Here is a 14,924-nt window from a genome sequence, read left to right on the forward strand (position 1 = left end):
TTACACCTGCTGGAGAATGGATGCGAAGAAGCCGGTGCCGTCGCCGGCCGCTCCGTCGCCGCTGTTCGGGTCGGTGACCGACGCGTCGAAATCGACCGGCGTGACGGTGCCGATCGCGTTGCGGTAGGTCTTCGTGTCGAGGGTGCTGGCGCCGGTCACAGTCACACCGACGTCGAGGCCGACCCATGCAGCATCGGACCCAGAAGTGCGCAGATCGTAGGCTCGGGCCCCGATGCAGTTGACCAGCAGGAAATGCTCGTCGGATGTCGCGCCGGTGATCCCGCAGTATTGCAGCTTGCCGGTGAGATCGAGGCCGACCACGCCATCGAAATAGCCAGACCGCTCCTTGTGGTAGCGGAAGGTCGTGCGGACATCGAAGTCTTCGATCTTGCCGAAGGTCGCCGCAGACGCGGTGATCCGAGCGTCGATAGCGTTGCCGGCGAATCCTTCCATCTGGCCCGGGTTGAACTTGAAGGTGCTGAGCTTCGCGCCGTTCCGCGCGTTCATCCGCAGCCCGTGCAGGGCCGTGATCGTGCCGTCCGCGCCGTCGCCCTGGACTTTGCAGTCCTCCGACCAGGTGAAATCACCCATGGTCTTGGCCTTGCCCGAGGCGGCCTCGCCATAGAAGTCGTATGCGATGCCCGCGCGACCGCCGTACGATTGCGTGTCGCCGAAGAAGGAGACGTTGCGGATCTCTGCGACGTTGGGGGCACCGGCGCCCGTTTCACTGTTGACGACGCGCACGCCATAGCCGCCGCCCGCGCCGGTCTGCGGCGGAGCGAAGGTGCAGGACTCGACGTCAACCTCGGTCGTTTGTGCGCCGCCTGGCGACAGGCCGACGTGCAGGCCGGTGGATACGGCCTTGGTGTTCGAGATCGCCGTGCAGTTCTTGAGGTGCAGGCGGTTGAGCGACCGGATCTCGAAGCAGCGGGTGAAGTCGGTCGCGTGAACATTCCGAACGATGTTCGGGATCAGGCCGGTCAGGCGCTTGTCGTTGGACCCGTCCGCGTTCGCGCCGCCGTCGCCAGCAATCAGGATGCCGACGTCGGTAGGCGTACTGGACGGGACGACCGAGAAGTCTTGCAGGCTGTATTCACAGATCGCCGCGTTGCCCGTCTGGGCCCCACGCACATAGATGGCCGCCGCGTCGCCGGAGCCGCCGATCGGATAGAAGCGTGTGCCCGAGCCGTCCGGCGAAACGCCGGCGCCGTGGACATGCTGGGGTCGGTTCAACTCAGGAAGAAGCAGGAACGGGTCTTCGAGCGCATAGGCCTCGTCGAGGAAGGCCATCTTCTGGGAGGCCCGCGCCATGCGATTCAGCTTGGCGGCCACCGGAGTCGGGGAATCCCCGTCGACCTCGGCCTCGTCATAGTCGCCGAACGCGCCAAACCACGGAGCCCAGGCCTCGACCAGGCCGCGCATTTCGCCTGCGCCGATGCACCAGTTGGCCCACGACGGGGCGATGATCCGCGACGTGGGGGGAACGGTCAGGGTCTTGCCGGACGCGATGCTGACCTGCCCCCGCGTGATGTCGAGCGTGCAGTATTCCGGCAGCGTCTCGTCGTCGTTGACGTAGAGGACGCCGCTGTGGTGGGTCAGATACCGGCCCGTCGACAGGGCCGTGACCAGCGCGGCGCTGTCGTCGGTGACGCCATCCCGGTAGATCGTGGCGTAGTCATAGACGTCGATGACGCGGCTGAACCGGACGTCGGAGCGCAACAGGCGGCCCGACGGCACGACCCGCTCGGCGTTCGCCGTGATGTCGGCCACCACGGCGGCGGGCTCGACATAGCCGGATACGCTCGCGCCCGAAGTGGGAATCGTCACCCAGGTTGCGGTCGTTGTGCCGTCGCAGGTGATCGCATCCTCTTGCGGGAGGCCCGCGACCCAGAGGCGTACACGGCGGACAGTGGCCGCAGACACGGCGACCGGGAGGGTAAAGGTGGCGGCCGTGAAGTCCTGATCGGTGTCGATCGGATAGCTGGCCGTGACCATCGCAGCAGCAGCAGCCACCGCGACGGCGGCCGCGTTCTGTGCGACCAGAGCGTCCTCGGCGGCCGATACGGCGGCGGCGGATGCGGACGTGTCGATGGCGAGTTGCTGCCGGGCCAGGTCTTGCTGACGCGCCGTGACCTTGTTCAGGTCGCTGTTCAGCGCGGGCATGCCCAGCGGGGCCGACCGGCTGAACTGGCTCTCGCGCTCGCCGACCACGAAGCGGTCCACCGTCACGGTGACATTGGCCACCGGGGTGTTCAGCGTCACCTCGCCGGAGCCGTATCCGCCCTCGACGGTCTCGCCGTTCTGGATGAAAAAGCCCTCGACGGTGTAGAGGCTCGCATCCAGCAGGACCGGGCCGTCACCGGAGTCGATGTAGATCAGGACGTCGGCCGCATCCCAGAACGGGAAGTCGAACGGAAACACCGCCTGGGGCGTCGCGCCGACAACCGTATCGGGCGCGGTATCGAAGGCTGGGACGACGACGTTGGCCATGGTCGCAGGGTCGGGCCTGCGACGCGGGGCCGGAATGCACCGCTATGGGCGCAGCAGCATGGCCGGCGCGTCCTCGCCCTCGACCTTCTCGCCCCACGATGTCGTGCGGCCCTGCGCATCGCTGGCCAGGTCGTCGAGGTAGGCGGCCGATCCCTCGGTGCGCAGGCGGGATTCCACCTGGGGCCACAGCTCGATCAGGGCATCGTAGTCATAGGCCTTGTCCTGACCGACGCCGAGGCGGCGTTGCAACTCGGCCGCGACCTCGGGCGCCATCGCCTCAAGCTGGCCCCAAAGCTCGTTGCGATCCTCCAGCGCCTTGTTCTGGAATCCGGGCTGGCGCGTCACCACCATGGCGTTGCGCAGCTCGGCGACCGTCACGCGCTCGATCGCGTCCTCGATCGTCTGGCGGGTCGTGCGGTTCATCGGGGGCAGGGGGGCGCCGCCGTCCTTGGGTTCGGCACCGTTCAGCTCGCCCATCATCCGGCTAGCCTCGCGAGCGAAGACCTCGGCGCGGATCAGGGGGTGCAGCCGGCGCGTTGACGCCTCGCCCTGCTGGCTCATGACGAACGCCTGCCCGGCGTCGTCAAGCTCGGTGAAGATCGCCTGCGCCGCCTCGGGACGGCCGCGCTCCTGATACTCCTTGATGCCGTTCAGGGCCCGGCGCAGTTCCGACGACTTGGCCCCGGCGCGGTCGTAGAACTCGCGCTTGTCCTGCGAGCCCCGGAAGGCCGGGCTGACGAAGCGTCGGACCACAGGCAGATCAGTCCATGACCCGCTCGGACGGTCGGGATCGGCCGCGTCGCTCGCGCCCATGATGTACGAGCCGAACGGGCCGCCGAAACCCTGGATCGCATAGTCGATCTTGGCCGGGCTGATGTTCAGCAGATCACCCAGCGACTTCGACAGGCTGCTGTTCCAGACCTGGTACTGAAGCTCGGGCGGCATGGACTCCAGGTACTCGGGCACGATCGGGCGGCCGGTCTGGGCATTGGTGTTCGACTTCAGGCCGCCGAAGACATCGGCCAGCGGGATCCCTGTCGGCGGGGCAAACAGCATGGCCAGTCCCTTCCACATCTTGCCCCACGCTTCCTCGTCCTGACCGACGGTCGCCTCGATCCCGCGCTCGGCGATGTTGGACAGGAAGGCGAGCTCGAACGGCTTGGGGATGCGATACAGGTTGCCGGCGAACGGGATCGTCCAGTGGGTCGCCCGGGTCTTCTCGTTGGCCTGCTGATAGTCCGGGTCGTCATGGAACATGGCCGCGATGGCCGCGCCGAACGTCGCGATGGCCGCCACCTTGGTCCACGCCTTGCCCGCCAGCTTGAGGGCCGCCGCGTCCTCGGCACGCATGTTGCCGCCAGGCTGGCCGGAGATCAGTGGGCGCAGGGCATCTTTCAGCGGCACGCGCGTCAAAGCTCCGTCGGTGCCCAGCACGCGCAAGGTCTTGTCGAGGCCCTGCACATAGGCGTTCAGGAAGGTCACCAAGCGGCGGGTGTAGTGCATCTTCGAGCCGTGGCGGCCGAAGTCGATGACGTCGCGCGCCGTGAACGACGCCTCGATCAGGGAATCGTATTCCGATAGCCCGGCCTTCCGCGCACGATCGAACCCGCGCTTAAAGATTTGTAGGCGGGTGCCGACCTCGGTGACCTCGCTCAGCTGGAGCAGGCCGCCGAGGCTCGACAGGTATTTGGCCTTGATGCCCTTCTGCGCCAGCGCCAGCACGTCGGCCTTGTGCAGCGCCTCGCCCAGCATGGCCGTGTTCGCACCGCCTGCCAGCCCGCCGCCCAGGTTGTAGACCCGCGAGGCATCGGCGCCGGTGAACTCGTCGATCACGCCTTTGGCCCCTTCGCCGGGCTTGAACCCGACGTCGGTCACGATCCACGTCGACAGCTGGTCGCGGATGAAGTTGGAGAACAGGAACGCCGGGTCGCGGGTGATCGTGCGGGCCAGCAGGGTGGTCCCGGCGGCGACGGTATTCAGGAAGGTGTCCTGCATGTCCTTGGACATGCCGCCCATGGCCTCGAAGACGTCCTTGCCCCACTCCTGGTCGACGATCTCCCATGCTTCGCGTTGACCATTGCGCCATGCGTACAGGATGGCCTGGCCCGCGTCGTTGACCTCACCGGTGCGCCATTCATCGGCGGCCTCGGTGTCGAACAGGTCCATGGTGTCGTCACCGCGCGCGCCCTCGACCTTGCGGACAGGGCGAGGGACTTTGCGGATCCAGGCGTTCGCCGCATCCGGGTCGCCGACCGCCTTCGCCACGGCATCGAACCGTTCACCCAGCCGGATCAGCGACAGGTTCAACTCGTTCTGGCGGATGCGCTGCGACAGGCGATAGGTGCGTTCGATCAGCACGGATGTGGGGTCGACGACATCGCGTTCCGACCCCTTGAACGCCTTGACCGTCTCGCCCTTGTTCGATGCCGACCCGCCCTTGCCGGTCTTCACCTGGTCGTCCATGACCCGGCGCAGGGGCACGTAGAAGTCCCGACCGGCGATCGAGGCGTCGTAGGTCACCTTGTCGATCAGCCCGCCGTCCAAGGCCTTCTTCAACAGCCCGCCGCTGAACTCGTTGACCGAGTCCGACAGCGCCCGGAACTCGGGATCTTGCGTGTCGATGTGCTGAACGAAGGCGTCGGCCTGTTCCTTGGTGCGGGCGACGGGCGGCTTCTCGATCTCGCCGCGGCCGAACCGGTCCCACTCGATGCTCGCGCGCCGGGCGACCATGTATTCGTTGAACCGTTGCAGCGCGACCTCGGGCACCTCACCGGCCCGCTTGGCGCGCACGGATACGGCGGACAGCACGTCCGACATGGCGGGCGTGGTCGGCTCCATGCCGCGATAGGCATGCACGCCATGCAGTAGGTCTTGATGCCCGATCGCGGCCCAATCGTACCGGCCGCGCGCCAGCTTGCGCGGGTCTTGGCTGGGCAGCAGGTCTTCGGGTGCACCGGTGATGCCCTCGATGCCGCTGCGCAGGTCTTCGGTGGCGCGGTAGAGCGGATGCTGGTCCGACACGACGGCGGTATAGGCGCGACCCAGGAAGTCGCCGACCATCTGTGGAATCTCGCCCTCGCGCACGCGGGCCAGCGCGTCCTTGATCGGCGACTTGCGATCGACACGCTGGACGATGCCGAACTCGGGAACGACGGGGGCGGCCGGGGTGTCGACGGTGCCGTCGGCACGCGGCACGGCGGGCACGTCCACCTCGATGCCGTCAGGGCCCACGACGCTGATGCCCTCGGTTCCGGTGCCGACCAGATCGGGGCGTGGGGCGACAGGATCGGTAAAGGCGCGGCGGACCATCTGGGATACCGGACGCACGGCATCCGTGGCCCCGCTGATGACGGCCCCGAACACGGCGGCCCCGGCGGTCTGGAGCGGGCTGTACTCGTCCTGCACGCCGGACCCGACGTCGTTGCCCTGGAGCAGCACGTCGGCGCCTGCGTTGACGCCAGCAGCCCCGGCCGCACGCCCGACCACGGTCTTCCCGGGCGCGACCCATGAATCCGGCGAAACGCCAGCACCGACCACCTGACCGGCAAGGAAGGCCGCGAAATCGCCCACACCCCCGATCGGATCGGCCGCTGCGCGCGCATCGTATGATGCCCGACGGGCCCGCTCGCGCGCGATCATGGGCGCGTCACGGCGGGTCTGGTCGTTCACGCTGCGGAGGTAACCCCGATCCTGCCCAAGGGTGGCGTCCAGAACGCGGTCGGTATTTCCGCCCTCAAGAATCTGAGGGGTCAGGAAGAAGTCCGCCATCGGGTCCACGCCATCATTCTGGGGATCGAGCGACCTCTGGAGTTGGCCGGCACCCGACCGTTCCCAGCCGTCCTGCACGTTCTCAAGGAACCGCTGGCCCCATGACCGCTGCGGCGGATCCTTGACCATGCCGCGCCGCATCAGTTCTTCATAGGCCGCCTTCTGCTCGGGCCGCATGGCATTGCGGCGGTAGAGCTCGGCCATCGCCGCCTCGCGCTCGCTCATTGGCCATACGCCATGCGGTTCAGTTCTTCGACCGACATGGCGCTCACGCTACGGCCGGATGCGCCCGCGCCGGCACGGTTAATGGTCTCGGCGCGCGCGGCGGACCCGGCCTGCTGGACAAGCTGGGGCGTCGGACGCTGGCCAGCCGTCGCCGTCTGCGTAAGCCTCGCCGAGATCATGGCCGCGAACCGCGTATCGCCCCGGACCTCCAGCACGTCCTGCAAGACCTGCTGGCCATAGCGTCCGTGCATTTGAACGACGCGCTGCTGGTAGCGCGTGAAGCCGTCGGTGTCGTTCGCCCGGGCGAACCGCTCCAGGTCACCGGCATAGACCGCCAGAGATTGGACCGGCAGGGTTTGGCGACGACCAGAGGCTATGCCCGTGCGCTCCTGCGCATCGAGATTGGCCTGCACATAGCCCTCGACCGCCGGGACGCTGTTGGGCGCCGCCATATACCGTTCGCGCGCTGCCTTCACGGCGAAGTCTTGCTGGACGCTGACGGCCGGGTCGGCGTTGCGAACGGAGCGCTGGCCCTGATAGGCGTCATAGGCCTGTGCCGCACGACCGGCGCCCAACGCCGCCAGCACCTTGCGCGGATATTCGGCCGACCGCGGATTCCCGCGCGACTCCACGCCCGCAAGCCATGCCTCGCGCGTGATACCGCCGGAGCGCGGATCGCCGACCGACCGCAGCCAGCCGTCCACATTGCCCTCGCCCGCGTGATAGGCGGTGACGGCGAGGAAGGTGTCGCCGTTGTAGCGGTCCAGCAGTTCCTTCAGGTAGGCCTTCCCGATCTGCTGGTTGTAGGCCGGATCGTTCCGCAGGCGGTTGGCGTCGAAGGCCAGGCCCAGCGAGCCCGCAATGCGGCGGGCGGTCTCAGGGATCACCTGCATGACACCCATGGCACCGCCACCGGCCGGACCCGCGCCGTCGGGGTCCGCGCTCATGAGTCCGTTTCGGCCGCCGCTCTCGACCTGCATGACCGCTGCGGCGACGGTGTTCAGGTCCGCGTCGTCGCCGACGATCGGCATGTTGGCCAGGGTCGTGCGCTGGGCTGTGCGCTCGGCAATGCGAGCCGCCGCCTCTTCGGGCCCGAGATTGGACAGGTCGCCGACCAGCTGGTGAAACTCCAGCGCATCGGCGCGCTTCTTGTACCAAGCGGCGACCCCGGCATTGCCGCTAACGGCCCGCACCATGTCCTCGGTCAGGCCGGAGCCTTGGCCGGTCAGTTGCATCCGGCCGACGTCTTCCTCGACCTGCCGGTCCATTTCGCGCTCGGCCGCATTGCGTTCGGCCTCGGCGGCGTTGCGGCGCTGGTTGGCCAGCCCGACTTCCTGGTTCAGGGCGTCGCGGGCGCTGCTGCTGGCCAGCGCCTTCTCGGTCGGCGACAGGCCCATGTCCGTGGTCTGGAGCGCCTGCAACTCGGCATAGGCCGCGTCCGTGCCCTCGGTGCGCTGGATGTTCAGGATGTGCGCCGACACCGCGCCGGCCTTGATGCGGCCGACCGTCTCGTCACGCTTCAGGGCGGCTTCTTCGGGCGACATCTGGAAGGCCGGGTTGTCGGCCAGTCCGTCGTACATGAGCTGGATCTGGAGCAGGTTGCCCTGCACCTGCTCGCTGGCCAGAACATCGGCGAGCGGCTGGCCGGTGGCGAGGCCGATCGTCTCGGTCGTCAGCCGCTCAATACGGGCCACCGTCGCGCCCTCGGCCTCGCGAAGGTCCGCCTGGGCCCGGGCGCCACGGATGGTCGACAGGATGCCGTTGCTGCGCTGATCGAAATCGGCGCTCCAGTCCATCGCGAGCGCGGCGGGAACGGCGGCCGTGATGGCGTTCGATCGATAGTCGGCGGCGGCCTTCTGGTATCCCTCGGGATCGTAGAGGTGTTCGGCCTTCAGCGCGTCCAGGTCGGCGTCACGCTGGTTCGATAGCCGCGCCATCGTGCCCTGCTGGAGCGCGGCGTTGTAACGGGCGTCGGCGCCGGTGATGACCGTGCGCTGGTTGAACTCGCCCGCCGCAAAGTCGTGGTTCGCGATCTCTACGGCCTGCTGCTGCACGGCGGGCTCGATGACGTCGACCAGGCGGCCGAGTCCTTGCGCGGCCTGTCCGAATGCCTCGGAAGCAGCAGCTTCACCCGCGCCGAACCCGCGCGTGTCGGCCAGTGTGGTCGCGACGTCTCCACGGCGGCCGGTGTCGATCCCCGTTCCTGCGCCGGCCATCTACTTCTTGCCCGCCATGGAGCCATAAGACGCGGCGTTGGCGAACGACCCAGCGCTGTTCAGCACCGACAGAGGGATCGCCCATTTGGCGGCCGTGCCGTAGCCCTTCGCCGCCATGCCCGCGTTCTGGGCCCGGTTCAACTCGCCCAGCACCGCGACGCCTTCATCGCGATAGGCGTCCTGCATGGTGCGGCGTTCGATCAGGCGCGAGGTCTGGGAATCGTTGGACACCCCGCGCGCGCTCTGGATCACCTGGATGTTGCCCAGCGCGGTCGACAGGTCTTGCCGCGAACGTTCGGCGATCTGCTTGCCACGCAGCAGCGCCATCTTCTGCTCGATCTCGGCACCGAGCTTCTGGGACGCGTTCGCCTTGGCCGACATGATGCCGGATCCGATAGTGGCGATACCTTGCAGGGCGGCGGCACCGGCGGCGATTGCGAGCAGAGGGAGGGCCATAGCGGGAAAGTCGCGCCGCGCATGGGTGCGGGGAATGCACCGCTAGGTGGGCAACCCGCGATGTGATAGATTCGGCGGGCCGAAAAGACGTTGGACGCGTCTCTTCGGCCCTAACCAAGCCCGATCACGGAAGGATCGACCATGGCTAAACCCGCCCTACCACAGCAGTGCATCTATGCCATCCGTTGCTTTGACGGACGCCACTACGTCGGCTCGACTATCCGTCGGAATGAGCGTTGGGCTCGCCACAAATCCGACCTGGCCTGCGGTCGCCATGAAAACCTCAAACTGCTCCGGGCTTGGCAAAAACACGGTGCGGATGCTTTTGAGTTTGTTGTCCTTGAGGAAGTCCACGACCGGTCAGTCCTGGTGGCGCGGGAACAGCACTGGATGGACCTGACTGAGTGTGTCTCGAAAGGCTTCAACATGAAGCCGAAGGCCGAGAACTTTTTTGGCTACAAGCACACCGCCGAAACTCGCGCAAAATACTCTGCCAGTAAGATGGGAAACAAGTCCCGCACTGGGATGACCAACTCCCCAGAGGCGCGCGCGAAAATGTCTGCCGCCATGAAGGGTAGGGTGTTTTCTGCTGCCACACTGGAGCGAATGTCTGCCGCCGCCAAGGGTCACAAGAGGTGGGTCGGAAAGAGACATAGAGCGGAGTCGATCGCCAAGATGTCGGCCGCGAAAATGGGGTCTGTGCCAGTCGTCTATGAGCGAACACCAGAGCACCGTGCCGCCCTGAGTAAGCACATGAGCAAAATCAACACGGGTGCGGGAAACCCGAACGTGAAAATCACCGAGGCCGATGTGTTGGTCATCCGCAAACGGTCGGCGGAAGGGGAGAAGCGAGTCAGCATCGCAAGCGATTATGGGATTTCAGCGCAGGCAATTTCGCGCATTGCTCGGCGCACGGCGTGGGCCAGCGTCGCTTAGTCCCTGACTTCGTGAATTGTACCCATGACTCGCCAGGGGCCGGGATATGGCCGGGTGTACGTCACCGTCGGCTCGTACGCCCAGCCGAAGATCGGCACCGGGGCGATCTCGTCGCGCAGGGGAGGGGCGGCGCTGGTGTCCTCGCCGCCGCGATAGGGCGGGAGAAGCTGGCCCTGCACGGCCATGTAACGGCCCTGCCACCGGACGCGCGCGGTGTGGATGCGCTGTTTCCGGCGGTGGGCGCGATCGTCTTGCGCGGGCTGTGGCGGCCAGGGTTCGATCTCGGGCACGAAGTTGCGGCCCAGCGTTATCGTCCCGTCGATATCGAGAACGCCGAAGTCGCCGTCGGCGTCCAGAGTCACCTCGCCGATATAGGCCTCGCCGATCATCAGGCTGCACGTCGCGCCGGCCAGAGCGGCACAGCGATGGATCAGGTCTGCGGGAATGCTGCCGTCGGGCCCCACGATCACCTCACCGGACGCCGGGCCCTGAAGGTCGTCGACATCGACACAGGCGTCCATGAACCGGGCCGGATCGAACACCTCGAGCGAATAGACGGTCGTGCCGCCATGGTCGCGGCTGAACACGGCCCAGCACTCGCCCTTGTAGGCGGCCAGGCTGCGGGCGACCCCGGCCGATTCCCACAGAGTCCAGCCGAACACCTCGGCGCTGTCGGAATAGTAGACAACCGGCATCGTGCCCGCCGCGTTGGCCGCATAGACATACCGCTCGGGGTCGGTCTCGCCGCCGGACACATAGGCCAGCGACCGGGGCGCGGCGATCAGGTGCGCGGACAACAGCGACAGGTCGGCCGTCTTCCATGAACGCCGCACGTCGCCGGTCGGGAAGATGCCCATGACGGACCCGCCGCCGTCCTCGACCATGACGACGCCTTCGGAAATCAGCACCGGCTTGCACGGGCTCGCGCCGTCGGGACCGATCTGGTTCACGCTGAAGCTGGTCGGGCGGATCGGGTTGGCCTCGGATTCCGGCACGTAGAAGACGCCGCGCGAGGTGGCCAGCAGCAGTTGCTCGGCGCTTACGACATGGCGCACCACCCCGCCGCGCGTGTCGCCCAACAGGACAAAGATCGCGTCATTGTCGGCGACGCCTGCCTGGAAGTCCTGGAAGTCGCCGTCGGCACTGGCCAGCACCCCGAACGGCACCTCGGGCAGGCGGGCCTTCCACAGCCGGTTGCGGTGCACGGCACCGGTTGCGGCATAGCCCCGAACCGCGGACTCGGCCACCTCGTCGAAATCCAGGACAGCGGCGTTCGTGGTGTTGGTCGGGGCCGCCGTCACGCGCGTGGTGGCGTTGCGGCCGATGATTTGTTCGCCAGTTGGGGTCGCGGCGGCGTCGTAGAAGAACGGCGTGAACGACTGCATGAGGATCGTCAGGCTGGAGCCTCCGACCGCCACCACCTCGCCCTCGGACGCGGTGTCCCGGCCCTGAACTACCTCGCCGACCTCGAACCCGGCACCGCTGGTCACGGCCACGGTCACGGTCGGATAGAGCGTCTGGATCACGGTCGCAGTCGCGGTCGTCGAATCCGTCACCGCCGTGATCTCGACCTCGCGGCTCTGGAGCCGGAACCGCAGGCCCACATGCCCGGCGACGAAATAGGCCGCGCTCGCCGTGAGGGTGATCGAGCCGGTCGTGGCGCTGGGGGTCAGGCTGACGCTGCGAGCCGCGAACCGGTAGTAGGGCTGGCGGATCGAGCCACCGATTCCGTCTGCCGCCGCATCCGCCGCCACGCTCCACGTTCCGGCCACCGCCCGGGTGATGAGCTGTTCCGCCATCGTCGGGTGAAACACCCGCGCCTCATTGTCGTACGGCTCGATAACCAGCGGCGTCACGTCATCCTGGATCATGGCTAGCGTCCATGCGCAGCCGGTCTCGCTCTCGATCAGCGCGCGGGTGGCCATGTCGAACACGTCCAGCCGGCCGGCGGTCAGCAGCAGGACGAACGCGGTATCCTGCACGACCATGATGGTGACCAGGCCATCGCCCGCCGCCGTGTGGATGCGCTCGGTGCCTGGCCGTGCCTCGACCGCGCCGCTGACCAGGATTCGCACATTGCGGGCCCGGCGCAGGGACTTGCCCCGCACGTCCAGGTCCGCGCGGAACAGATGCGCCTCGCCGACCTCGCCGGTCTCGAATGTCTTCTGCTCGACCTGACGGCTGGGCATCAGCGATAGGCCCGGTTGTCCCACGCGCCCCGACGGTTGCGCGCGGCGGCCAGATCCCACTCGCCCGGATCGGACGCCGTGCTGGCGCGCTGGTCACGGACGCGGGCGCGTTGCAGCTTGGCCTCGGCCAGCTTCTCGCGGCTCTCGGCCTCGCTGCGCTGCTCCGCAATGGACGAGAGAAAGATCGCCTCCATGCGGTGCTGCACGGCCATGGCGAAATCACCGGGCCAGCGGTCTTCGGCGACGCGATAGGTGCCGACCGCGTTCAGGCTGGTCTGGTCGCAGTTGACCGCGATCCCCGGTCCCTGCGGCGTGTCGCGTTCCTCGGCGTCGACGCGCTGGCCCTCGGCCGTGGCGGCGTATTGGAGCGACAGCAGCAGGACCGGCTTGCGCCAGACCTGGGTCCACGGAAGCTCAGGTGTGATGGTGGTGAGCTGGCAGGCGGCCGACCGACGGGCGAACTTCCACCCGTGCTGCGTCAGGTATTCCTCGACGATCGCCTCATAGTGTTCGGACGTCAGGCGCGCGATCTCGGCGTTGTCGTCGATCGACACGAGTCCGCCGTTGCCGGTTGCCGACGCGGCCCGCTTGATGATCTCGATCTTGGAGGTGGCCATGCCCCAAGTGTCCGGTATAGCGGCCAGTTCGGAATGCACCGCCCGCCCACGAAAAAGGCCCGCCGGTCGAAACCAGGCGGGCCAGTCGGGGAGACTCCGGTCAGGAGGTCAGGCGGGCAGCAGCGACTTCAGCTTGGCGAGGTCGGCGCCCTTGAAATACTTGATCCCGGCCGCGTCCAGCTGAGCCATCACGGCGACCTTTTCGGGATCGACAGGCTTGCGTTCGCGGGCGGGCTTGGGGGCGACGACCGGCTCGGGGGCCGGGGCGGCGTCCAGGCGGGCCTGTTCGTCGTCCACCTCGGCCTCGATCTTGGCCAGCTTCTCGGGAGAGTCGCCCGACTCGGTGCGGAAGGGAGCGAGTTCGTCGACCTCGGGCTCGACCGGCGCAGGCTGATCTTCGGCCGGGAGGGGCAGGACGTCCTCTTGCGACAGGTTGAGGTCGAACACAGGGGGGACTGGCTCGGGGGCCGGGACCGGGGCGACGACCTTGACGCCATCCCAAGGCTCGCCGGTCGCACCGTGAACCCAGATGCCGCCGCCGTTGGCCACGTTCTCGAGTGCGGTCGGGACCGAACACACAAGGACATCGCCGGTCGCGCGGTTGAACGTCACCGCGCGACCGTGCTCGTCGAGGACGACGCTCATCAGCACACCGGATCCAGCGGGGCCAGGAAGACCGGGCCAGTCAGGATCGGGGTGGTGCCGGCGAGGACCGGCTTGTAGCGGATGTAGCGATAGACGACACCGGCCTGGTCGTTGTCGAACAGGATGGTGTGGCGGCCCGTGGTCGTGATCACCCGTGAACCCAGCTGCACCGGCGTGGTGAAGGCGGTGTCGGTCGAACCTTCGATGACCAGATCGTAGGTCTCATTGCCGGTCGTGGCGTCCAGCGCGGTGATGCTCGCAACGGCGACGGCAGGGAAGCGAGCCGAGGCGCCGACATCGTAGTAGGCGACGGTGCCGACGCCGGTCGCGGTCAGGGCCGTGCCGTCGTGGAGCGCCGCATTGGCGTCATAGGGATACAGGGTGGCCATGGTGGCGCTCTCCAGAAGGGCGGTCTGGCCGAGGTCTCCCCCGGCCAGCAGATTAGGCGGTGATGGCGGCGTCGGTGATGCCGGTGAGGCGGTGAAGGGCGGACGGATGTTCGATGCAGATGCCGAAGTCCCACTCGATGCGGGTCAGGTACTTGGGCTCCGACTGCATCAGGCCCAGGTCGTCGACCTTCATCGGCGCGACCTGAAGGCCGGAGAACATGCCTTCCTTCAGCGAGCCGACGTAGATCGAGGTGGCGGTGGCAGTCGAACCGCCGGCCGTGGTCTCGTCGAACGGGAACAGCACGGTGTCGTTCACCTCGTCCTCGTAGCCGACCAGGATGGGCAGGCCGCGATAGGAGGTGATCGTCTGGCCAAAGTCGTTCTTGGTCTGGGCGACATAGCCACCGACGCCGGTGTTGCGGCCGGCCTGGGTCAGGCGGGTGCGCATGGCCTTCGACATCATGATGTGCGTGGGCTCCATCACCTTGTCGATCGCGCGGTCCAGCTTGTAGAGCGACAGCGCAGCGCCGCCGTCGGCCGCCGAGTTGGCCGAGGTCGCGGTGCCGGTCAGGCGGGTCTTGATGCCGTCGAACTCGCGGATCGAGGTCGCGTTCGCGCCGCTGATGATCTTGGAGGTCATCGTGCGGACCAGGTTCTTGACCTGCATCTTCTCTTCGCGCGAACGACGCTGCTCACCGAAGCGGCGGATCAGGGCGGTGTCGACCTTGATCTCGCCACCGGCGATGAAGGTCTGCTCGACCAGCGGGTTGATGACGCCGGTCGTCGCCGTGTAGCTCTCGTTGATGCCACGGAACGCGACGCCGGGCAGGGCCGCCTCGCGGTTGTAGCGGTAGGCACCGCCGGGCGCTGCGACCATCGGCAGAGCCGCGATCAGATCGGACGTCTGCGCGAACAGCTCGATCATGGCGCGCTCGACGCCCATTTCGAGGCCCTTGGCGTATTCGACGATGTTTTGGGCGGTAGCCATGACTC

The 14,924-nt window shown here is 67.4% G+C and carries 10 protein-coding genes; 1 reads left to right on the forward strand and 9 read right to left on the reverse strand.

What is annotated here, in order from left to right; genetic code table 11:
- Genes O5K39_RS12720 through O5K39_RS12735 form a run of 4 tightly spaced genes read right to left on the reverse strand, consistent with a single transcriptional unit; the run spans position 1 to position 9,155 of the window.
- A complete protein-coding gene (locus O5K39_RS12720) occupies positions 1 to 2,490 on the reverse strand; it encodes a hypothetical protein (RefSeq protein WP_271143991.1) in 2,490 nt (829 codons plus the stop codon).
- 42 nt (positions 2,491 to 2,532) lie between these two features.
- Positions 2,533 to 6,483, reverse strand: a complete 3,951-nt coding sequence (locus tag O5K39_RS12725; protein ID WP_271143992.1) for an LPD38 domain-containing protein — start codon at positions 6,481 to 6,483, stop codon at positions 2,533 to 2,535.
- The gene (locus O5K39_RS12730) at positions 6,480 to 8,699 is read right to left on the reverse strand and encodes a transglycosylase SLT domain-containing protein (RefSeq protein ID WP_271143993.1); all 2,220 of its coding nucleotides are present in this window, start codon (positions 8,697 to 8,699) and stop codon (positions 6,480 to 6,482) included. Before O5K39_RS12730 ends, O5K39_RS12725 begins: the two co-directional genes overlap by 4 nt.
- Entirely contained in the window at positions 8,700 to 9,155 is a 456-nt protein-coding gene (locus tag O5K39_RS12735; protein WP_271143994.1) for a hypothetical protein, read from the reverse strand. It lies immediately after the preceding gene.
- A gap of 141 nt (positions 9,156 to 9,296) precedes the next feature.
- On the opposite strand from O5K39_RS12735, the gene O5K39_RS12740 reads away from it, so the two are divergent.
- On the forward strand, positions 9,297 to 10,091 hold the full coding sequence (locus O5K39_RS12740; RefSeq protein ID WP_271143995.1) for an NUMOD3 domain-containing DNA-binding protein: 795 nt from the start codon (positions 9,297 to 9,299) through the stop codon (positions 10,089 to 10,091).
- Here O5K39_RS12740 and O5K39_RS12745 read toward each other — a convergent pair.
- The 5 genes from O5K39_RS12745 to O5K39_RS12765 form a co-directional block, all read right to left on the reverse strand.
- Complete coding sequence (locus tag O5K39_RS12745; protein WP_271143996.1) at positions 10,088 to 12,280, reverse strand: hypothetical protein; 2,193 nt, start codon at positions 12,278 to 12,280, stop codon at positions 10,088 to 10,090. The genes O5K39_RS12740 and O5K39_RS12745 overlap by 4 nt on opposite strands.
- Positions 12,280 to 12,897: a hypothetical protein gene (locus O5K39_RS12750; protein WP_271143997.1), complete on the reverse strand. Its 618-nt coding sequence runs from the start codon at positions 12,895 to 12,897 to the stop codon at positions 12,280 to 12,282. Before O5K39_RS12750 ends, O5K39_RS12745 begins: the two co-directional genes overlap by 1 nt.
- A gap of 108 nt (positions 12,898 to 13,005) precedes the next feature.
- Entirely contained in the window at positions 13,006 to 13,542 is a 537-nt protein-coding gene (locus O5K39_RS12755; protein ID WP_271143998.1) for a hypothetical protein, read from the reverse strand.
- On the reverse strand, positions 13,542 to 13,931 hold the full coding sequence (locus tag O5K39_RS12760) for a hypothetical protein (RefSeq protein WP_271143999.1): 390 nt from the start codon (positions 13,929 to 13,931) through the stop codon (positions 13,542 to 13,544). Before O5K39_RS12760 ends, O5K39_RS12755 begins: the two co-directional genes overlap by 1 nt.
- A 52-nt stretch (positions 13,932 to 13,983) precedes the next feature.
- Positions 13,984 to 14,919 carry a major capsid protein gene (locus O5K39_RS12765; RefSeq protein ID WP_271144000.1) on the reverse strand — a complete coding sequence of 312 codons (936 nt, stop codon included), beginning with the start codon at positions 14,917 to 14,919 and terminating at the stop codon, positions 13,984 to 13,986.
- Positions 14,920 to 14,924 lie beyond the last annotated feature (5 nt).

Source organism: Brevundimonas sp. NIBR10, from assembly GCF_027912515.1.
Lineage (GTDB): Bacteria > Pseudomonadota > Alphaproteobacteria > Caulobacterales > Caulobacteraceae > Brevundimonas.

Bases quoted from the DNA above. Each gene is read 5' to 3' on its own strand.
- O5K39_RS12720 (WP_271143991.1), bottom strand. From the start codon at position 2,490: ATGGCCAACGTCGTCGTCCCAGCCTTCGATACCGCGCCCGATACGGTT.
- O5K39_RS12725 (WP_271143992.1), bottom strand. From the start codon at position 6,483: ATGAGCGAGCGCGAGGCGGCGATGGCCGAGCTCTACCGCCGCAATGCC.
- O5K39_RS12730 (WP_271143993.1), bottom strand. From the start codon at position 8,699: ATGGCCGGCGCAGGAACGGGGATCGACACCGGCCGCCGTGGAGACGTC.
- O5K39_RS12735 (WP_271143994.1), bottom strand. From the start codon at position 9,155: ATGGCCCTCCCTCTGCTCGCAATCGCCGCCGGTGCCGCCGCCCTGCAA.
- O5K39_RS12740 (WP_271143995.1), top strand. From the start codon at position 9,297: ATGGCTAAACCCGCCCTACCACAGCAGTGCATCTATGCCATCCGTTGC.
- O5K39_RS12745 (WP_271143996.1), bottom strand. From the start codon at position 12,280: ATGCCCAGCCGTCAGGTCGAGCAGAAGACATTCGAGACCGGCGAGGTC.
- O5K39_RS12750 (WP_271143997.1), bottom strand. From the start codon at position 12,897: ATGGCCACCTCCAAGATCGAGATCATCAAGCGGGCCGCGTCGGCAACC.
- O5K39_RS12755 (WP_271143998.1), bottom strand. From the start codon at position 13,542: ATGAGCGTCGTCCTCGACGAGCACGGTCGCGCGGTGACGTTCAACCGC.
- O5K39_RS12760 (WP_271143999.1), bottom strand. From the start codon at position 13,931: ATGGCCACCCTGTATCCCTATGACGCCAATGCGGCGCTCCACGACGGC.
- O5K39_RS12765 (WP_271144000.1), bottom strand. From the start codon at position 14,919: ATGGCTACCGCCCAAAACATCGTCGAATACGCCAAGGGCCTCGAAATG.